General features: G+C 29.6%; 17 protein-coding genes. 3 read left to right on the top strand and 14 right to left on the bottom strand.

Features of this window, described 5'->3' with window-relative positions; all coding sequences use genetic code 11:
* Position 1: 1 nt before the first annotated feature.
* The 9 genes from AMRN_RS13595 to AMRN_RS13560 form a co-directional block, all read right to left on the bottom strand.
* A complete protein-coding gene (locus AMRN_RS13595) occupies positions 2 to 1,612 on the bottom strand; it encodes a sodium:solute symporter family protein (RefSeq protein WP_099312581.1) in 1,611 nt (536 codons plus the stop codon).
* Complete coding sequence (locus AMRN_RS14370) at positions 1,609 to 1,740, bottom strand: hypothetical protein (RefSeq protein WP_265734380.1); 132 nt, start codon at positions 1,738 to 1,740, stop codon at positions 1,609 to 1,611. Before AMRN_RS14370 ends, AMRN_RS13595 begins: the two co-directional genes overlap by 4 nt.
* Before the next feature lie 88 nt (positions 1,741 to 1,828).
* Positions 1,829 to 2,680, bottom strand: a complete 852-nt coding sequence (locus AMRN_RS13590) for a MaoC/PaaZ C-terminal domain-containing protein (RefSeq protein ID WP_099312714.1) — start codon at positions 2,678 to 2,680, stop codon at positions 1,829 to 1,831.
* Positions 2,681 to 2,693: 13 nt separating this feature from the next.
* Positions 2,694 to 4,259 (bottom strand): crotonobetaine/carnitine-CoA ligase, encoded by a 1,566-nt coding sequence (gene caiC / locus AMRN_RS13585; protein ID WP_099309900.1) that lies wholly within the window; start codon positions 4,257 to 4,259, stop codon positions 2,694 to 2,696.
* A gap of 21 nt (positions 4,260 to 4,280) precedes the next feature.
* Positions 4,281 to 5,495 (bottom strand): L-carnitine CoA-transferase, encoded by a 1,215-nt coding sequence (gene caiB, locus AMRN_RS13580; protein ID WP_099309899.1) that lies wholly within the window; start codon positions 5,493 to 5,495, stop codon positions 4,281 to 4,283.
* A 12-nt stretch (positions 5,496 to 5,507) separates the two neighbouring features.
* The gene (gene caiA / locus AMRN_RS13575) at positions 5,508 to 6,644 is read right to left on the bottom strand and encodes a crotonobetainyl-CoA dehydrogenase (RefSeq protein WP_228150776.1); all 1,137 of its coding nucleotides are present in this window, start codon (positions 6,642 to 6,644) and stop codon (positions 5,508 to 5,510) included.
* Between the two features lie 33 nt (positions 6,645 to 6,677).
* Positions 6,678 to 8,186 (bottom strand): L-carnitine/gamma-butyrobetaine antiporter, encoded by a 1,509-nt coding sequence (gene caiT, locus AMRN_RS13570; RefSeq protein WP_099309898.1) that lies wholly within the window; start codon positions 8,184 to 8,186, stop codon positions 6,678 to 6,680.
* A 391-nt stretch (positions 8,187 to 8,577) separates the two neighbouring features.
* Positions 8,578 to 10,452, bottom strand: a complete 1,875-nt coding sequence (mnmG, locus tag AMRN_RS13565) for a tRNA uridine-5-carboxymethylaminomethyl(34) synthesis enzyme MnmG (protein WP_099309897.1) — start codon at positions 10,450 to 10,452, stop codon at positions 8,578 to 8,580.
* 226 nt (positions 10,453 to 10,678) lie between these two features.
* Positions 10,679 to 13,051 (bottom strand): methyl-accepting chemotaxis protein, encoded by a 2,373-nt coding sequence (locus tag AMRN_RS13560; protein WP_165772819.1) that lies wholly within the window; start codon positions 13,049 to 13,051, stop codon positions 10,679 to 10,681.
* 201 nt (positions 13,052 to 13,252) lie between these two features.
* Here AMRN_RS13560 and AMRN_RS13555 point away from each other — a divergent pair, with 201 nt between their 5' ends.
* Genes AMRN_RS13555 through AMRN_RS13545 form a run of 3 tightly spaced genes read left to right on the top strand, consistent with a single transcriptional unit; the run spans position 13,253 to position 16,000 of the window.
* The gene (locus AMRN_RS13555) at positions 13,253 to 13,864 is read left to right on the top strand and encodes a riboflavin synthase (RefSeq protein ID WP_099309895.1); all 612 of its coding nucleotides are present in this window, start codon (positions 13,253 to 13,255) and stop codon (positions 13,862 to 13,864) included.
* The gene (locus AMRN_RS13550) at positions 13,864 to 14,364 is read left to right on the top strand and encodes a gluconate 2-dehydrogenase subunit 3 family protein (protein WP_099309894.1); all 501 of its coding nucleotides are present in this window, start codon (positions 13,864 to 13,866) and stop codon (positions 14,362 to 14,364) included. Before AMRN_RS13555 ends, AMRN_RS13550 begins: the two co-directional genes overlap by 1 nt.
* Entirely contained in the window at positions 14,342 to 16,000 is a 1,659-nt protein-coding gene (locus AMRN_RS13545; RefSeq protein WP_228150775.1) for a GMC family oxidoreductase, read from the top strand. The genes AMRN_RS13550 and AMRN_RS13545 overlap by 23 nt, the downstream gene beginning before the upstream one ends.
* Here the strand turns inward: AMRN_RS13545 and mreC are convergent.
* From mreC to fabZ, 5 genes are read right to left on the bottom strand one after another with little or no spacing between them, the layout of a single operon-like run.
* Positions 15,987 to 16,814: a rod shape-determining protein MreC gene (mreC, locus tag AMRN_RS13540; protein ID WP_099309892.1), complete on the bottom strand. Its 828-nt coding sequence runs from the start codon at positions 16,812 to 16,814 to the stop codon at positions 15,987 to 15,989. The two genes, AMRN_RS13545 and mreC, sit on opposite strands and share 14 nt — an antisense overlap.
* The gene (locus AMRN_RS13535; RefSeq protein WP_079577604.1) at positions 16,807 to 17,835 is read right to left on the bottom strand and encodes a rod shape-determining protein; all 1,029 of its coding nucleotides are present in this window, start codon (positions 17,833 to 17,835) and stop codon (positions 16,807 to 16,809) included. Before AMRN_RS13535 ends, mreC begins: the two co-directional genes overlap by 8 nt.
* Before the next feature lie 9 nt (positions 17,836 to 17,844).
* On the bottom strand, positions 17,845 to 19,071 hold the full coding sequence (gene clpX, locus AMRN_RS13530; RefSeq protein ID WP_099309891.1) for an ATP-dependent protease ATP-binding subunit ClpX: 1,227 nt from the start codon (positions 19,069 to 19,071) through the stop codon (positions 17,845 to 17,847).
* A gap of 17 nt (positions 19,072 to 19,088) precedes the next feature.
* Positions 19,089 to 19,871 (bottom strand): acyl-ACP--UDP-N-acetylglucosamine O-acyltransferase, encoded by a 783-nt coding sequence (gene lpxA / locus AMRN_RS13525; protein WP_099309890.1) that lies wholly within the window; start codon positions 19,869 to 19,871, stop codon positions 19,089 to 19,091.
* A 13-nt stretch (positions 19,872 to 19,884) separates the two neighbouring features.
* Positions 19,885 to 20,328 carry a 3-hydroxyacyl-ACP dehydratase FabZ gene (fabZ, locus tag AMRN_RS13520; protein ID WP_079577600.1) on the bottom strand — a complete coding sequence of 148 codons (444 nt, stop codon included), beginning with the start codon at positions 20,326 to 20,328 and terminating at the stop codon, positions 19,885 to 19,887.
* Between the last annotated feature and the right edge of the window lie 2 nt (positions 20,329 to 20,330).

Below are 20,330 nucleotides of genomic sequence, written 5' to 3'. Positions count from 1 at the left end.
TTTATTTAAATATAGATGTTCCAAGGGCTTCATTATATGGAATTGCCCAGTATTTAATTAGAAAACTACTAATAACAAAACCTGCAAGTATTAGTGTCCACCCAAATATTCTATCTTTTTTATATTCATTTATTATACTTTCAGAACTAGGTATTTTGTGTAGATTATTAAAAAAATCCACTTCAGTTTTTGTTCTTCGTTCTTTATATGAGCCAAGTATTCCCAACGTAGCACTACCAAAAATAGCAAGGAAAAATGGGTCAAAAATATTATCAAGTGGTAAATTAAACATCTCTTTTAATATTTTTGTGATGAAAAATATTAAAAATCCACCAACCATTGAGTAGTAAGCACCTTTTTCTGTAAGTTTTTTACTCCATACACTAGCAAATGCTACATATCCCCATGAAGCAGCAATTATAGTACTTGCAAACCAAGCAATTATTCTAATTGAAGAAAGGTCAAGATATGCTAAGCCTAAAGCAATTAAGCTAACTATAAAAACAATAAGTCTAGTAAAATTAATTTTTGAACTATCTTTTTTGAACTTCACATCTAAAATATCACTTGAAGTACAAAAGCTAACAACAGATAAAAATGTTGAAGCAGATGAGAGTCCTGCTGCCATAATTCCTGTTAGAAGTAAAACACCAATCAATTCTGGCATTACTTCAAATGCAGCCCAAATAATAACTCTTTCAGGTTCTTGCATATTTGGATTAATTTGAATAACACTAATTGCCATTAGATATAAATAAAGTAAAAAAAATACACTTAATAAAACACCTATAGTTCCAGCACGAAAAATAATATGTTCATTTTTAACCATTAAATTTCTACCTGCTTGCCAAGGACTAACTGCAACAGTAATCATCCAAATTATCCCCATAGTAAAACCATAAAATAGTATATCAAAAATACTTTTGCCATTAGTATTTCCATGAAAACTTAGTAAACCATCAGGAGTATTTGGATTATTTACCAAATTTGTAATTAGATTCGATATTCCTCCAGAGGCATTAAATATATATTGACCAGCAACAATAGTTGCAATAAGAAAGAATATACACATTATTGTATCTGTAATTAAAACACCTTTTGAACCAGAGTAAAGAGTAAAAAATACAATACATGACCAAGCAAGTAACAAGCAAGTTTCCTTACTAAAACCTGTCATACATACCATTAAAATTGCTGTACCTTGTAAAACACTTAATAAATATGCACTTAGTGAGACTACAGTAATTATTCCTGCAAACTTTCTAATTCTTATGCTATTAAATCTTTGCCAAAAATATGTGGGCATAGTATTAGCTTTTGACCTTCTAATATATCGTCCAAAATACAAACCTCCAATAATATATCCACAAGCACAAATAGTATTTAATAAAACTAAAGTTGTAATATTTCCATTGTATGCATAGGCAGTATCGCCCATAAATCCATTTGTACTAAGCATAGAAGCAAACATAGTACCACTAATAAATATTGTAGTGGCATTTCTTCCTGAAACATAGTAGTCATTTATGTTTTTAACTTTTCGTCCAACATAAACTCCTACTACTAAATAGACTAACATACTAAGTAATACACCTATAATATAGCTGTTCATATTTTCTGTCTTTTTTTATTGATAGTTGTTGATAAGTTTTTTTGTTCTTTTAATAAATGATAGTTTAATAAAGAACCAACAAAGACTAAACAGCCTCCAATGAATAAAGAAAATACTATTTCACCCATAACTTTACCTTTATTATGAAAAAAATAGAGTTGGTTTTTACCAACTCTATATATAATTAAAAGTAGAGGTTTCTACTTAAGCCTTAAATTATTTCCACTCAGCAAGAGCGAAGTTAAAATAGATCATGTCTGGGTCATTAGCATCAATAACTCTAAATCTAATAGAGTTATCATCCCATTTCCAGATTTGAGTTTTAACAGTACAACCAGGGAAAAGAGGTTTAGTAATTCTTGTTTTGAATCTTGTTAATCTATCACTATCACCATCTAAAATAGTATCAATGATATGTCTACAAGCAACACCAGCAGTACTAACAGCATGGCAATTAGGTTTAGGATAACCAACTTCTTGGGCATAATCCCAATCAACATGTTGAGGATGAGTATCACCAGAAAGTCTATAAATTAAAGCTCTATTTTCAGCAATTTTTTCAGTAACTTCAAAATCAGGTTTTCTCTCAGGGATTTCAACAATATCTTTAGGAGCTTTAGGACCATCCCAACCACCATCAAATATACAACAATCCCAACTTTCACAAGTGAAAAGTAAAGTGCCATCATCATCATAAGTTTCACCAATATGTTGAGCTAGAGTACCTCTACCTTCACCTCTGTCATATAAACCTTTTAATAAAACTTTAGTACTTAATTTACCTTCAAGCTTTTTCATAGGATTATGAAATTTAACATCAAAACTCCAGTGTAAAGAACCAGAATAATCATAACCCCAATCAATAGTTTTAGTAACTTCAGCATCAACAATAGGCATTGCACCAAAAGTAGGAAGCATTTTCATATTTTTTTCATAAACATATTTTAATCCAGTTTTACCATCAAATGCTGCACCACTTCCAAGTGCAAATAAACTTAATGATTTCCAGTCATAATCTCTTTGGAAAGGACCAAATGTTTGTCCTACCATCTCTGTTTTTATTGCCATCTTCTTTCTCCTTTTAACAACAAGATTGTCTTAATACATCTTTTTTTAGTTTTCCTAAACATGTTTTAGGAAGACTATCGCAGATTTCAACTTTACTAGGGATCTTAAAATCTGCTAGATATTTTTGACAATAATCTATAATTTCATTTTCTGTTAAAACTTCACTATTTTTTAACACAACAAATGCTTTGATTAATTCACAGCATATTTTATCAGTGACTCCAATTACTGCACTTTCGAGTATTTTAGGATGGGAAGATAAAAGGGTTTCGATTTCACTAGCCGAAACATTCTCTCCAGCGCTTTTTATAAGGTTTGACTTTCTATCTACAAAATAAAAATAACCTTCTTCATCGACATATCCTGTATCACCAGTATGAAACCATCCATTGTTATTTAAAACTTTTTTTGTTTCATTTTCATCTTGATAGTATCCATTAAAAATAGTCTTTCCTGGTATACCTTTTATATAAATTTCGCCAATAGTATTAGGAGTTACTTCTTCATTGTTTTCATTTATAATTTTCACTTCATATGAAAAACCTACTTTTCCAATTGATGGCCATTTTCTTTTATCGTGGGGACGATCTCCAATAAGACCAACTATTGTTTCAGTCATTCCATATGATGTTAATAGTTTTACGTTAAATCTATCGATGAATGCATCTTTGTCTTTTGTAGGTAATGTTAAATAATAAAATACTTCTCTTAAGCAATGGTTTCTTTCCCATGCTTTTTTAGGCTGAAGAAGTAAAGTACAAATAATTTTTGGAATACATTCAGTGATTGTAGCTTTATAACTACATACTTGATTCCAAAATTTTCTTGCACTATATTTTTCTAACAATACAAGTGTTGCACCTGAGCTAAATGTTGGCATAGCAGCAGTACATTGGAAGTCAATATGCCATGCAGGCATAACTGTCATATAAATATCATTTTCTGATAGTTGACATTGCCATGATGTATAATGTCCAGCAAATAATAGATTGTAGTGGCTAATTACTACACCTTTTGGTAATGATGTCGTTCCAGAAGTAAATAAAATTTCTGTTGTATCTTGATTATTAATTTCAACTTTATTAAGTAGGGAAGTACTTTGTTTTTTATACGAATTGTTAAAATTGATGAAATTATCAAAACTCTTATCTTCTACTCTTGCAATTAAAATATTTTCTATAGTACATTTTGAATCTTTAATTATTCGTTTGTAAACATCTAAAAATATTTCTTCTGTAACAACAATTTTTGGTTTACATTTATTTATTATGTATGATGTCTCATTATATAAATAGTGTGCATTAATAGGAACCATAATGGCTCCTATTTTACAAAGGGCAAACCAACTGAACAAAAGTTCTGGACAATTATTAATATGTAATGCAACTCTATCTCCTTTTCTTACTCCTAAGCTAAGGAATAGATTTGCTGTTTTGTTTATGTTCTCATTCATTTTTAAGTATGAATATTTATATGTATTTGCGTTTATATCCTCAAAAATTAAAGCAGTTTTTAAACCATATTGCTTTGCTAAATGATCCCATAATTGTCCTACACTTTTTTGTTCAATAATATCCATTGAAATACCTCTTTACTAAATTTATCCTATATTAATAATTTTATTCTTTGCTAATTCATTAATGCTATCTTCTGAGTAACCAAGCTCATTTAAAATACCTTTAGTATCCATTCCGTAAGATGGTTTTGCTCTCCAGATTTTCCCTGGGTTATTTTTAAACTTAGGCATTACATTAGGACCTGTTACTTTTTTACCTTCCATTGATTCCCATTGAGTAAATGAATCTCTTGCAATATATTGTGGATTTGATTGAAGTTCATGAGCATCAAGAACTTTTGCTCCAGCAATTTTATATTTTGCAAGTAAGGCTAATGCTTCTTCAATTGTTAGTGCTTCAAAGTACTCATCTAATTTATCTTCAAAAAGTTGTGATGCTGACATCTTTCTTGAAATAAGTTGAGTACCTTCTGGAATTTCTTCTGTACCAATGTATTCTGAAATACCAAGTAGATTAAAAATCTCTTTAACTTGATTTCCTCCAACTACTTCAAATACGATATATCCGTCATTACATTTATATAATCCACAACCAGCGTATAGAGGGTCTTTCCCTTTAATCATTCTAGGACACATTTCACCACCGTTTAAGTAGTCCATCATGTAATATTGACCAACTCTTAACATTACTTCATACATAGCAACATCAATACTTTCACCAATACCTGTTTTTTCTGCATTATAAACTGCAGCTAAAACAGAACTAGTTACAGCAAATCCTGCCATATAATCAGCTGTATATGGAAATGCTGGCATTGGCTGATCAACATCTCCATTTTGCATTAAATAACCACTAAAAGCTTGAGCAATTGTATTATATGCTGCTAAATGTGTGTACTCTTCTGTACCGTATTGACCAAAACCAGATAAGTGCCCAATTACTAATTTTTTATTTTTTTCCCATAAAAGTTCATCTGTAATACCTCTTTTAGCAAAAGCAGGACCTTTACTAGCTTCAATAAATACATCAGCATCTTCTATTAGTTTTAAAAATACTTCTCTTCCTTCTTCTGAAAATACATTCAAAGATAATGCATGAAGATTTCTTCTTGATAACTCAGGATAATTTTCTTGCACTCTAATCGTATCAGGATACGCAGAATGTTCAATCCAAATCACTTCTGCTCCCCACTCAGCAAACATTTGTGCTGAAAAGGGACCTGCAATCTCAATTGCAGAAAAAACCACTTTCATTCCAGAAAGTGGACCAAATTTAGGTGTTTGTATTTTATTTGACATAATTTTCCTTGCTTATCTATATTTTTTTAGAACTTGTCGTCCTAATGTTAAGATTTGCATTTCATCAGAACCACCAGAAAGTCTATCAATTCTTAAGTCTCTCCAAAATCTTCCAACTCTATGACCTGTTACTCCAATACCACCAAGAACTTGCATTGATGTATCAATAACTTCAAATGCTGCATTCGCACAATAGTATTTGCACATTGCAGAATCACCTGAAGTTGCTATTCCTTCATCAGTTTTCCATGCAGTTTCAAAAATCATATTTTTCATTGAGTTAAGTTTAATTGCCATATTTGCAAATTTTTCTTGGATTAATTGAGTTCTACCAATTGCTTCTCCAAATTGAACTCTTTGGTTTGCATATTTTGCAGCATCTTCAAATGCACATAATGCAACACCATAGTTTGTGCAAGCAACTAAAAATCTCTCATCATCAAATTCAGCTTTAACTCTATTGAAACCTTCACCCTCAGCTCCAAACATATCTTTTTCTTCTAATTCAACATTATTAAAAACAACTTCACAACAACTATCCATTCTAAGACCTAGTTTTTCTAAAGGAGTTAATTTAATGCCTGCTTTTTTCATATCAATAAACCATTCAGAGAAAATAGGTTTTTCACTATTTGCATCTTTTGCCATAACAATTAAATATGGAGTATGTAAACTACTTGTAATAAAGCATTTTTGACCGTTTAAATAAACCTTTCCATTCTCTCTTTTATAAGTTGTTTGTAAACTTCCAACATCTGACCCTGCACTTGGTTCTGTAATTGCAGAGTTAAACATTTGTTCACCCGTTCCTCTAAATTCAAAGATTTTATCAATTTGTTCTTGCGTACCATGTCTTAAAATAGTACTAAATCCTGGCAACTGATATAAGATATAAGTAGGTGCACCATGTCTTCCTAACTCTTCCCAAATAGCAGCAAGTGTAACCATAGATTCACCCATTCCTCCATGCTCTTCTGGTAAAAGCATAGTATCAATACCAAGTTCGGCTAACTCTTTTACCCATTTAATTGGATATTCATGCTTCTCATCACATTGGGCAAAATAAGCTTCCCAATTTTCTCTTTCCATTAATTCTTTTACACCATCAACAAAAAGTTCTTGTTCATCAGTTAATTTAAAACTAATCATATTTATGTTCCTTTTTAAAATTTATTTTTTATTTTAATACCATTTATTTTTCTTGGAATCTTTAAAGAAAGAGACTAAAATCAAGATATTTACAAAGAATAGTGGACAACCACCAGCAATAATTGCAGTTTGAAGTGGTTTTAATCCTCCAAGTGCTAAAAGTGTAACACCAATAATTCCAACGATTAATGACCAACCAATTCTTACCCATAACGGAGGTTCACTATAACCTGAGGCTTCTTTACAAGTAGACATTGCAAGAGTATATGAACAAGCATTAATTAATGTAACTGTTGCAATAAAGCAAAGAATAAAAAATCCCCAAATAGTGATTGTTGCAAATGGAAGCGAAGCCCATGTTTCAATAATAGCTCTTGGAATACCTTCAGTTTTAGCAATTTCAGGTAAATTTGCTAAACCTTTAATCATTACATTAACTGTATTACTTCCTAAAATTGTCCACATTGCCCATGTAGTAAGAGTAAGTCCAGCAACCATATTTAAACAAATTTCTCTAACTGTTCTACCTCTTGAAATTCTTGCAAGGAAGATGCACATTTGGATTCCAAAAGTTACCCACCATGCCCAATAAAATACTGTCCAACCTTGAGGAAATCCACCTTCTCTAATAGGATCAGTATAAAAAAGCATTCTGCTTAAACTATCTAACATAACACCAACAGAATCTGTAAAATAATTAACTGTAAATGTAGAAGCCCCTACAATAAGTACCCAACCAAGCATAATAATTGTTAAATAACTTCTTATATCACTTGCAGCTTTAATACCTTTATTTAAACCAAAAGCAACACAAATTGCATTAAAAACTACCCATGCTGAGATAATCATTGTATCAAGTTGTAAAGTTCTTTCAATCCCAAATAACCATTCCATACACTCAGTTACAAGTGGAGTTGCTAAACCTAAACTTGTACCCATTGCTAGAATAAGAGCGACAATATAAAAATTATCAATAATTGTTCCTAACCAGCCATTTGCAAGTTTTTTCCCAACAGTTGCTTCAATACAACCACTTGGTCTCATTACATTGATTTTTTTTACCCAAATAAAGTAACCAAAAGCAACAGTCAATACAGCATAACCAGCCCAAGGTAATGGACCCCAATGGAATAAACTATATGCCAATCCAAACTCTTTTGCAGCAGGAGAAAATGCCTCATTTGCAAAAGGAGGGTAAGCTATATAATAGTAAGCTTCAATTGTTCCCCAGTAAAGTACTGCTGCTGAAGTACAAGAAGCAAACATTAAGAAAATCCAACTGAATGTACTAAATTCAGGTTTCTCATCACCTAAAGTATTGTTTTTCATTGGACCAAAAACTAACCAAGCCCAAATAATTCCAAATACAACCATATACCATTCAAAAGCCCAACCCCAGCTATTAGTAATGTAACTAAAAACTTTACTAATCATTGCATTTGAAGCATCTAAGTCTTGAACTACTAAATAACCAAGAATAACAACTACAATTAATGAGGGAAAAAAAATCTTAGGCTCAATACCTACTTTTTTTGTCTCCATTTTTAAACCTCCGTTTAAAATAAATTTTTCTTGCAAATAATTAATAAAATATATTTGAAAGAAAAAAAGAATTAAAACCATAAATTTAATCACGATATTAGAAATATCGTGATGTTTAAATAATCATGATTTGTTAATGAAAATGATACACTAATCATGATTTATTGTCAAGAACTTAAATATAAAAATTAATAAAAAAAATTAAATAAATAACTATTAAGATGTATTAATTTGTAAAAGTATTGTTAAGCGATAAATTTTCTTTTGAATAGATAGAAATATTTAAAATTAATAAAAAAATAAAATTAATTCTATGTGGTATAAAGTTTTGAATATTAATAAAAAAAGATATAAGATATGTATGAAGCAAATGCTACATACATAACTATTATTATTCTGAGAATTTGTTTTTTACATTCATATACATATGTAAAACATCAATTGCAGCAGGTGTTACTCCTGAGATTTCACTTGCATTGAATAGTGTAGGTGGTTTTGCTTTTTGAAGTTTTTCTATTACTTCATTTGATAATCCAGGAATTTCATTGTAGTTAAAATCTTCGGGAATTTTTAATTTAAGCATTTTTTGCATTTTTTCTATCTGTTTTTCTTGTTTTTTTACATATCTGTAATATTTTGCTTCAATAATGATTTGTTCTTTTAAGTATGGTTCAACATCTTTAAGTGATGGCACTAATTCGTCAAATTTTTCAGATGTTACTGTATTTCTTCCTACAATATCAATCAATAAAGCTCGGTCTTTAATTTTATCTTCACCTAATTTTGATAAAAGTTCAAGATTCTCTTTTTTTGAAGTAAACCATTCATTTTCCATAAAAGAGATTGCATTATTTATTACTTCTCTTTTATTCTCTATTTTTGACATAGTTTTATCATCAATAAGTCCAAGTTCATATCCATATTTACTTAGCCTTAAATCAGCTGTTTCTTCTCTTAAAAGTAATCTATATTCTGCTCTACTTGTAAACATTCTATAAGGTTCATTTGTTCCTTTAGTTACTAAATCATCGATTAAAACTCCAATATACGCTTCATCTCGTCTTAGTATTAAAGGTTCTTTATTATCAATTGATAAACATGCATTTATACTTGCCATTAGTCCTTGAGAAGCAGCTTCTTCATATCCAGTTGTTGCATTGATTTGTCCAGCAAGATATAAATTATTTACTTTTTTTGTTTCTAATGTATGTTTTAATTCTGTTGGATCAACATAATCATACTCAATTGCATATCCATATCTTATAATTTTTGCGTTTTCTAAACCTTTGATTGAATGTACCATTTGTTTTTGAACATCAATAGGTAAAGAAGTACTAAGTCCATTGATATAATATTCTGTACACATCGCAGTTTGAGGTTCTAAAAATAGTTGATGTCTGTCTCTTTCACTAAATCTATTTACTTTATCTTCAATACTTGGGCAATATCTTGGTCCATTACCTTTGATTTGTCCTGTAAATAAAGGAGCTCTATCAAAGTTTGAACTAATTGTTGAGTGAGTTCCCATATTTGTGTATGTAATATAGCATGGATATTGAGTAGGATTAAATTTACTTTTATCTGTTCTAAATGAGAAAGGTGTAGGTTTCTCATCACCTCCATGCTTTTCCATAACAGAAAAATCAATAGAATTTGAATCAATTCTTGAAGGTGTTCCTGTTTTTAGTCTTCCTACATTTAATCCCATCTCTTTTAATTGCGTAGATAGTGTTGTTGATGGAAGTTCCCAAGCTCTTCCTGCTTCATACTGGTTTTGTCCTATATGAATAAGACCTTTCATAAAAGTACCAGTTGTAAGAATAACTTTTTTTGCTAAGAATTCTTCTGTTAATTTTGTTTTTACTCCAATAACATCATTATTTTTATCTAATATAAGTGAAGTTACTTCGTCTTGATAAATTTCTAAATTATCAGTTTTGTGGCATACTTCTCTCATGTAATATCTATATTTATCCATGTCAATTTGTGCACGACTTCCTTGTACTGCTGCACCTTTTGAAGCATTTAAAACTCTAAATTGAATTCCAGTTGCATCTGTACAAAGTCCCATCTCTCCACCAATTGCATCTAGTTCTCTTACTAAATGCCCTTTGGCAAGTCCTCCAATTGCTGGATTACATGAAGCTGCTCCGATTTGTTCAACTAGCATAGTGATTAAAAGAGTTTTTTTACCCATTCTTGCACTAGCTAGTGAAGCTTCTATTCCAGCGTGTCCGCCTCCAACGACGATAATGTCATAGTTCATTTTGTCTCCGTAAAATTTCTGTTAAGTTTATTGAAAAACAGTATTATTGAGTCTAAATTATCTGTTTTCGTAAAGTTTTCTAGGTTTTGAAGCATTTTTGAATAGTTGTTAATTGTAATAAAAATAAGCTTCCAAATATTTTTTGTATAATACCAAAAAAATGAAATTATTCAAAATATTTTTAATAAAAAAAAGCTAATTTTTTAAATTTGTAGAAGGAAAGCTTTTAAAAGCTTTCCCATTCATTAGATTTTTCTATTTTTTTATCATGTTTCTTATGTAATTTTTCTATATCTTGGGTGTTTTGAATAGTATTACTTTTAATTTTTTGTGCTTTAACTTCAGTTTTCCCAATAAACTCTTTTGAGTTAGTATCTTTAATAATTTGTCGAGCAATAATATGAGTTTGGCTCGCTATATTTTGTGTTTGACTTGCAATATTTGCATTCTCTTGTGTTTGTTTATCTAAATGAGTAATAGCATCATTAATTTGAGTTATTCCACTTTCTTGTTCTTTACTTGCATTTGTAATCTCTTTTATTCTATTTGTTGCATCATTGATATTTACTAATAGTTCTTCATAACCTTTTATCATTTGAGTACTAATATCTTTACCATGATTTGCTTTTGTAGTTGCATTTTCTACAATAGTCTTTATTTCATTTGCTGCATCAGCACTTCTATTGGCTAAATTTCTAACTTCTTGTGCAACAACTGCGAAACCTTTTCCTGCTTCTCCTGCAGTTGCAGCCTCTACTGCTGCATTTAAACTTAAGATATTTGTTTGAAAAGCAATTTGATCAATTACTGAAATTGATTCATTAATTAAAGATACTTGTGCCGTAATCTCATCCATAGAATCAGTAGTATTTTTTGCATTATCTTGTCCTTCTTTAGCAGAAACCACAAGTTTATTAGCTGCTATACTCATTTTAGAAACATTTTCATTATTGTGTACAATAGCACTCGTGATTTCTTCTAAACTGGCAGCTGTTTCTTCCAAACTTGTGGCAGTTTCATTTGATGCTTTATTTAAAAAGTTTACATTATTATTTAATTCATCAGAAGCATTTCCTAAGGTTAAACCAACTTCTAAAGATTGTTGTAATAAGTTTGAAACTTCCTTACCTAAGTTATTGATACTTTGTTCAATTTGTGCATTTGCATTTGGAATAGCTTTTGTAAAATCATATTCTGAAAACTTATTTAATACTTCTAGAATAGTATTTATATTTTTTCCCACTTTTTTTTCTAATGTATTTAGCATATCATTGAAATTTTGAGTTAGTTTAATTAGTTCAGGAGTTGAAGCAGTTGCATCAATTCTTTTTGTAAGGTCACCATCATTAATATTTGAAACGACTTTAATAACATCTTCAACTGCCTTTTGGTCTTTAATTAGGCTAGTTTCAATTTTATCAATATTATTATTAATATCTTTTGCCATTTTTCCAAATTCATCTTGAGTTTTTAAATCTATTCTTTTTACATTACTTGTTTGTTTATTTAAATAATTAAAGAAATTTGATAATCCTAATGTAATCGTATTTAGATTTTTATTTAATATTCTTGTATTATAGATAATTATTAATGATACTACTAAAAAGCCAAGGATACTTCCAAAAATTGATATCATTCTGATATTGGTTGCTTCTTGAAGATACTCATTTTTAGGAGCATTTATTAATAAAGCCCAATTTACACCTGTGTTTGAGATTTCAAATGGTTCTAAATAAAAATGAGAAATTAAATTAGCATCATTTTTTTTATCAAATGTATAAGACTCATTATTTGAAATTTTCTCTGGAAGAGATTTCTCTTGTTTGTTTGAAGATATTTTTTTAATATTTTTCATAAGAAATTCTTTATTAGGGTGTCCTAGTATATTACCTTTTTCAGATAGTAAAATAGCATACCCAGTATCATAAAGTTTTATTTTAGAAATATCTTCTGCAATTTTCTCTAAAGATATATCAATTCCTACAGCTCCAATAAATTCCTTATTATTATAAATAGGTACTGAAATTGTAGTCATAAGTAGAGTTTGTCCATCTACATTGTACATATAAGGTTCAGTAATATACTCTTTACCACTTTTATATGGTCCAAAAATCCAAGGTTTCTTCTCTTTGGGACCAACTGTACCTGGAGTTACTTTAATATGTCCATTATTAGATTTAGTAAAAAACGGGCAATACTTACCATCTGTGTTGTAATATTTTTTTTCAGATATTCTTGTAAAGTCAAGTGAAAAAATCTTACCAGGTTCAGGTCCAATCCATGCACCAATAGCATAAGGATTTTTTTCTAAAGTGTTATACACCATTTTTGCAATTGAATCTTCTGAGTATACACCAGTTTGAATAACGGCTTCAATAGATGCAGCTAAACTATAAGCTGCAACTACAGCTTTCTCGGGAACTTGTTTTACTTTTTGTAAATCAACATTTGCTTGATTTATTAATAATTCTTCAGAAATATTTTCTGCACTATCAAACGATTTCGTTGTTATTACTAAAGTCGTAAGTAGATAAGATAGAAAAACAACACTTAAAACACTAAATAAGAGTTTTTTTGAAAAGCTCATTTTTTTTAACATAATATGCTCCATTTGTAAAATTATCATGATTTTTTATTGAAGTAGTATAATACAACTATCATGATTTTTTGTCAAGATATAAAATTACAAAATTAGTATAATTTTTTAAATATACTTATATTTTTGATTTTAAGACTATTTAAAAAGAATAATCTTATAATCACAAGGTATACAATTATTTATAAAATAAAAAGGAATATAGTGTTTACAGGATTAATTAGAGAAATGGCTGATGTTTTAAGCTTAAAAAATGGTTTTTTGACATTAAAAGCAGAGTATAAACCAAAAATAGGTGATTCAATTGCTGTAAATGGTGCTTGTTTAACGGTTGTAAGAGTTGCAACTGGCACTTTTACTGTTGAATTATCTTTAGAATCACAAAGAATCTTAGCAATGGAAAACTATAGAGGAAAGGTTCATATTGAGCCTGCAATGATGATGGGTGATAGATTTGAGGGACATATTGTTCAAGGGCATATTGATTGCTTGGGAACTGTTAGTTCAATAAAGAAAAATGGAACATCAACAGATTTTATTATAAGTTTGCCAAAAGATTATTCTAAATATATAATTCCAAAAGGAAGTATTTCTATTGATGGAGTTTCTCTTACTGTAAATGATGTCTATGATAAAAGTTTTAGGCTTACTATTATTCCACACACTATAGAAAATACTTTGTTTAAAACTTATAAAGTTGGAACAAAAGTAAATTTAGAAACAGATATGTTTGCAAGATATATTTTCAATATGTTCAAAAGTAATGAAAAGAAATTATCTTGGGATGATGTTGATAGTATTATGGCTAGTTATTAATGCACAGAAGAGTATTTTTAGTAAATAGTTCACTTTTTAGTGCAACAGCTTTGCTAAATGCAAAAGGGCTATTTGATGCTAAAAATTCTCTTTTATGGTCAGTGATTGAAGAGGTTTTGGAAATAGTTTTTCCAAAAACTAAACATATGCCAAGTGCAAGTGAATTTGGCGCAGTTGATTATTTATTGAAAAATATAAATCATAAAACTTTTGATAAAGATGATTTAAACTATTTACTACAAGGTGCAAAAGATTTTAACTCATCTTTTCCTAAATTTTTAAAAGCTTCACTTGAAGAAAAAAATAGAATTATTAAGCAAGTTTCACAAAACTCATATGGTCAAAACTGGTTATCTTATTTAATATATTATGGTATAGAAGCAATGCTTAGTGATCCTATATATGGTGGAAATAAAAATCAAATAGCATATGAATCTTTGAAATTTCAAGCAGGAGAGCCAAGACCTAAAGTTAAATATGGAAAAACTGATGGTTTATGATATTTGTATTATAGGAAGTGGTGCAGGAGCAGCACCTATTGCTTATGAACTTAGCAAAGCAGGTAAAAAAGTTGTAATTTTAGAAAAAGGTTCTATTTATACTGAAAATGATTTCTCAAAAGATGAATTAGCTTTTGTTCGAAAAAGTGTATTAACTCCAAATTTAAAAGAGCAATACCATACAATAGAAGAGTTTGTAAATAAAAAATGGGTCAAATTCCCCACTTATGAAACAGCTTGGAATTGGTGGAATGGAAGTTTACTTGGCGGTTCTTCAAATCTAATGAGTGGCTACTTTCATAGATTAAAACCAAAAGATTTTAAGTTAAAAAGTGTTTATGGAAAAATTAAAAATTCAAATATAGTAGATTGGCCAATATCATATGATGATTTAGAAAAGTATTACACAAAAGTTGAGGAAGTTGTAGGTGTTTCAGGAGAAGTTACAAACTATAAACATCAAGAACCAAGAAGTAAACAAAACTATGCTTTTAAACCTTTACAAGAACATCCTATCACAAAACTTTTTGATAATGCTTGTGAAGAGTTAGGTTATACCCCTTACAAGGTTCCAAGAGCAATTATAAGTGAAGATAAAAATCATAGAAAATCTTGTTATTACTCAAATTTTTGTGGAAGCTATGGCTGTAGTAGTGGTGCAAAATCAAGTGCAAGGGCTTCACTTTTAGTTGATGCTTTGAAAACAAATAATTTAACTATAAAAGCAAATGCCTTTGTTTATAAACTAAATAGTAATAAATCAAAAGTTACAAAAGCTTACTATTATACAAAAAATAAAAAAACACAAACAATTCAAGCAAAAATATTTGTTTTGGCTGCCCAAGCTGTAGAAACTTCAAGACTTTTACTAAATTCAAAAAATAGTTTTTATCCTGATGGTCTTGCAAATAGTTCAAAACAAGTTGGCAAAAATATGATTTTTACAGGTGGAGGAATAGGAAGTGCAGAGTTTAGTGAGAATGAGAAGTTAAATCATGAAGAGCTTTTTACTCAAGGTTTATTTGTAAATAGGGCATTAAAAGATTGGTATTATACTTCAAAATTTAAAGGTGGAACTATTGATTTTTTATTTGACCATGCAAATCCTATAAGAAAAGCAAACCTTTATAAAAAAGATGGTGAAGATAATTTTTTATTTGGTGAAGCTTTACAAGAGAATATTTATAAGAATTTTACTCAAAAAAGAGTTTTAAACTTTGAAATTTTTACAGACTGGACACCAAATGATAACTGTTTTGTAAGTGTTGATGAAAAATATAAAGATAAGTATGGAATACCCGTTGCAAATATTAGAATTGGTGCACATAAACAAGATTTAGAAGCTGCAAATTTTTTAGCTTTAAAAGCAAAAAAAGTATTAGTAAAGATGGGTGGAAAAAATATTAAAGTCAATATGAGTGCTTTAGCCTCTCAAAATCTTCAAGCAGGTGGTTGTAGATTTGGAAATAATAAAAAAAGTTCGGTTTTAAATAAATATTGTCAAAGTCATGATTTAAAAAACTTATTTGTAAGTGATGGAAGTTTTATGCCAACAGGAGGAAGTGTACCTCATACTTGGACTATTTATGCTAACTCTTTTAGGATAGCTGATTATATAAAAGCTATTGTTTCTTAATCTTTTTTTGTTCTTTTTTAAGATTTATAGTCTCATTTTCATTTTTTTGTTCTTTTTGTAGAAGTTTAGAAGTATAAATATAAAAAAATCTTCTTTTTAAGACTTTTGCATAAGGTTCAATAACGGCTTCTTGCATATCAGGCATTTTATTTATAGATACAACTTTTCCAACTTTTAAGCCTTTGAAAAAAATATTATCCATTCCTGATGTTGTTACTTCATCTCCTACATTTATATCAATCCAAATAGGAATATACTTTGCAACAATATATTTACTTTTTTTGATACTATGTGTAATTCCAGGGGCTTTATTTTTACCTATGTATACAGCATAATTTGATTTTTCATTTCCATTTAGTAATGCAAGTGCTTTATCATTTTTTTTAACTACTATTCCAGCTGCATAATCATCAATTACTAAACCTGAGATTTGATCATTTAATTTTTCTTTATCTAACCAAACTTTTGTAAAATCATCAAACTCAACATATGATAAAACTCTTGTTTGAATAAGCTTTTCATCTATTGGTTTTAATTTCTTTATACTATTTACTAAATCAGTTAGTTTTTGATTTTTACTTTCATAAAGAAGTCTAAACTCTTTTAGTTTTTCATTCTCTTGTTTTAGTTCTTCAATTGTACTTGCTTGATAAAAGTATTTTTCTGTGAAGTTAGTTATTTTTACTACTTTATGAATATAAAACTCTTTTATATTATTAAATAAAGTAAATTTTTCACCTAAAAGCTTGTTTACATCTAAGATGTATAACAAACTTATGGCTAGAAAAAGAATAAAGAAGATTAATTTATTCATTAGTTATCAGTTTTAATAGCTCCGATTGATTAAGTACATTACTTGTCCCATAAGCTACTGCTAGAAGTGGCTCATCGGCAACTTTAACTGGAAGCTTAATAATATCTGCTAAATATGTATCTAGACCTTTTATTAGTGCTCCACCACCAGTTAGGATAACTCCATTGTCAACAATATCACTTGCTAAATCAGGTGGCATGTCCTCTAGTACACTTTTCACTGCTGAAACAATCTCTTTTAGTGGCTCTTTAATTGCAGTTCTAACACCTTCACTTCCTAATTCAATTGTAGAAAGTAATCCAGAGTTATCTCTACCTTTTACTTTGATTTTTAACTCTTTTTCAAGTTTTATTGCAGTACCAATTTCTATTTTGATACTCTCAGCTGTTCTTTCACCAATATAAAGATTATAGTTTTGTCTTACATAATCCATAATTGCTTTATCAAATCTATCTCCTGCAACTTTGATTGATTTGCAAAGAACTAAACCACCAAGTGAAGTTACACCAATTTCAGTTGTACCTCCACCAATATCAACTACAACATATCCAGATGGGTCAGATACTGGAATTCCTGCTCCAATTGCAGCTGCCATTGGTTCTTCAACTAAGAATACTTCTCTAGCTCCTGCACTAATTGCAGACTCTTTTACAGCTTTTTTCTCAACTTGAGTAATTCCAAATGGGATACAAATAATAATTCTAGGTCTAATAAATGATTTTCTTGAGTGAGCTTTTTCAATGAAGTATCTAATCATTCTTTCAGTCATCTCAAAATCAGCTATTACCCCATCTTTCATAGGCCTTACAGCTTGGATATTTAATGGGGTTTTACCAATCATCTGTTTGGCTTCTTGACCAACAGCTAATATTTTATCTTTTCCATATCTATCATGCTGAACAGCAACAACAGAAGGTTCATTTATAATAATACCTTTCCCTCTAATAGAAACAACAGTATTTGCAGTTCCTAAATCTATAGCCATATCATTTGAAAATAGACCTATTAATTTATTTAACATTGTTATCCTTTATGCTACTTCTACTTCTTTTTCTTTTAATACTACATCTTTAGTAATTGTAATTTTTTTATCTTTGTATAAAGGTAAATCATACATAATATCTAACATAATATCTTCAAGAATTGATCTAAGACCTCTAGCCCCTGTTTTTCTCTCAATTGCTTTTTTCGCTACTTCTTTTAATGCATCTTCTTCAAAGCACAGCTCAACTTCATCCATTTTAAATAGTTTGATATATTGTTTTACTAAGGCATTTTTTGGTTCAGTTAAGATATGAACCATATCATCTTCACTTATTTCATTTAAAGTTGCAATCATATGAAGTCGTCCAATAAGTTCAGGGATTAATCCATATTTAACTAAGTCATGTGCTTCTACATCAGATATTATATCTTGTTTATCTTTAGTACTTTTCTTTTCTTGATTAAATCCAAGTACATTTGCACCTTGTTTTTTCTTAATAATCTCTTCAAGCCCATCAAAAGCGCCCCCGCAGATAAATAAAATATTTGTTGTATCTACTTGAATTGCATCTTGTCCAGGATGTTTTCTTCCACCTTTTGGAGGAACATTTATTGAAGAACCCTCAACAATTTTAAGAAGTGCTTGTTGTACACCCTCACCAGATACATCTCTTGTAATAGATCTATTTTCACTCATTCTTGCAACTTTATCAACTTCATCAATAAAGATAATACCTTTTTCAGCTTTCTTTACATCACCATTTGCAGCTTGTAAAAGTCTAGTAATTACATTTTCAACATCATCACCTACATAACCAGCTTCTGTTAAAGATGTAGCATCTGCTATTGCTAAAGGAACATCAAGATGTTTTGCTATTGTTTGTGCAAGTAGTGTTTTCCCACTTCCTGTTGGACCAATTAATAAAACATTTGATTTATTAATTTCTGTATCATCTTCATCATCTAAGTCTTTTCTAAAAATTCTTTTATAATGATTATATACTGCAACAGATAAGACTTTTTTAGCTCTATTTTGTCCAACTACATAGTCATCTAAAATCTCTTTTAACTCAGCAGGAGTTCTAAGCTTTACTTCTTCTTTTGCTTCTTCTAGTTCTTCTTCAGATAGATTATTATCTTGTGGTTCATTTCCATTTAGGATATCATGTGCAGCAGTTACACAACCCTTACAAATATATCCATTTTCACCTGCAATTATTGGATTATCTTTTGATTCCGTTACTCCACAAAAGTCACACTTTATTTTACTCATATTTTATCAACTCTCCACTATTTTCTATTAAAAGGTATTCCTCTTTTTGTATCAACAACAAATTGAGCTAACTCTTTTACATATTTGTTATTACTCTCTTCAAGTAATCTTTTTGCAACATCTGAAATAGACTCTTTTGATTGAAATATTGCTTTGTAAGCTTTTTTTATTTCATCTATATCTTCTCTATTATCAAGTCTTCTTCTTAAACCAGTTAGATTTAAACCTCTTAATACAGCACGATTACCCTCAGCTAAACAATATGGAGGAATGTCTTGTGTTACTACAGACCCTCCACCAACCATAGAATAGCTTCCTAGTTTACAAAATTGATGGACAGGAGTTAAACCACCAACAACAACTGAATCACCACACTCTACATGACCAGCTAATGTTGCTACATTTGCAAAAATACAATCATTACCTATGATACAATCATGGGCAACATGTGTGTATCCCATAAATAGATTGTTATTACCAATAACTGTTTTACTACCACCACCAATTGTTCCAGGATTAAATAATGTATATTCTCTAATTTTATTATTGTCTCCAATAATTAACTCTACATCCTCACCATTGAATTTTAAATCTTGAGGAATAGAACCTAATGTTACATGAGAAAAAATTTCATTATTTTTACCTATTGTAGTTTTGCCCTCAATTAGTGAATGTGAACCAATTTTTGTACCATCGCCAATTTTTGTATCTTTTCCTATAATTGTATAAGCACCAATAGTTATATTATCTCCTATTTGTGCTCCATCTTCAATTATAACTGTCTTATGAATGTTGTTCATATCAAACCTAAATTTATTTATCTACAACCATAGCTTTTAACTCAGCCTCAGCAACTAGCTTATCATCAACATAAGCTTTTCCATCAAGTACAATTAATGTACCTCTTAATTTTAAAATTTCAATTTTATATTCTAGTTTGTCTCCTGGTTTAACAGGAGTTCTAAATTTTGCTTTATCTATACTCATAAAGTAAATAACTTTATTTTTAAGTTCTTCTGCTGAAAGGTCATTGCTTTTTAATGCTAAAACTCCACCAGCTTGTGCCATACCTTCAAGAATTAATACTCCAGGGTAAATTGGATGACCTGGAAAGTGTCCCATAAAAGCAGGTTCACTAATTGATATATTTTTATATCCAGTGATACTTTTTCTTTTTTCCATATCAGTGATTCTATCAACTAATAAAAAGGGATACCTATGAGGTAATATCTCTTGAATTTCCATAACATCTAACATTC

Source organism: Malaciobacter marinus, assembly GCF_003544855.1.
In the GTDB taxonomy this organism is placed as follows: Bacteria; Campylobacterota; Campylobacteria; order Campylobacterales; family Arcobacteraceae; genus Malaciobacter; species Malaciobacter marinus.
Note: the sequence above shows the minus strand (reverse complement) of the source record. Positions and strands in the feature narration are given on the sequence as shown.

Bases quoted from the DNA above. Each gene is read 5' to 3' on its own strand.
- AMRN_RS13595 (WP_099312581.1), bottom strand. From the start codon at position 1,612: ATGAACAGCTATATTATAGGTGTATTACTTAGTATGTTAGTCTATTTA.
- AMRN_RS14370 (WP_265734380.1), bottom strand. From the start codon at position 1,740: ATGGGTGAAATAGTATTTTCTTTATTCATTGGAGGCTGTTTAGTCTTT.
- AMRN_RS13590 (WP_099312714.1), bottom strand. From the start codon at position 2,680: ATGGCAATAAAAACAGAGATGGTAGGACAAACATTTGGTCCTTTCCAA.
- caiC (WP_099309900.1), bottom strand. From the start codon at position 4,259: ATGGATATTATTGAACAAAAAAGTGTAGGACAATTATGGGATCATTTA.
- caiB (WP_099309899.1), bottom strand. From the start codon at position 5,495: ATGTCAAATAAAATACAAACACCTAAATTTGGTCCACTTTCTGGAATG.
- caiA (WP_228150776.1), bottom strand. From the start codon at position 6,644: ATGATTAGTTTTAAATTAACTGATGAACAAGAACTTTTTGTTGATGGT.
- caiT (WP_099309898.1), bottom strand. From the start codon at position 8,186: ATGGAGACAAAAAAAGTAGGTATTGAGCCTAAGATTTTTTTTCCCTCA.
- mnmG (WP_099309897.1), bottom strand. From the start codon at position 10,452: ATGAACTATGACATTATCGTCGTTGGAGGCGGACACGCTGGAATAGAA.
- AMRN_RS13560 (WP_165772819.1), bottom strand. From the start codon at position 13,051: ATGTTAAAAAAAATGAGCTTTTCAAAAAAACTCTTATTTAGTGTTTTA.
- AMRN_RS13550 (WP_099309894.1), top strand. From the start codon at position 13,864: ATGCACAGAAGAGTATTTTTAGTAAATAGTTCACTTTTTAGTGCAACA.
- AMRN_RS13545 (WP_228150775.1), top strand. From the start codon at position 14,342: ATGGAAAAACTGATGGTTTATGATATTTGTATTATAGGAAGTGGTGCA.
- mreC (WP_099309892.1), bottom strand. From the start codon at position 16,814: ATGAATAAATTAATCTTCTTTATTCTTTTTCTAGCCATAAGTTTGTTA.
- AMRN_RS13535 (WP_079577604.1), bottom strand. From the start codon at position 17,835: ATGTTAAATAAATTAATAGGTCTATTTTCAAATGATATGGCTATAGAT.
- clpX (WP_099309891.1), bottom strand. From the start codon at position 19,071: ATGAGTAAAATAAAGTGTGACTTTTGTGGAGTAACGGAATCAAAAGAT.
- lpxA (WP_099309890.1), bottom strand. From the start codon at position 19,871: ATGAACAACATTCATAAGACAGTTATAATTGAAGATGGAGCACAAATA.
- fabZ (WP_079577600.1), bottom strand. From the start codon at position 20,328: ATGTTAGATGTTATGGAAATTCAAGAGATATTACCTCATAGGTATCCC.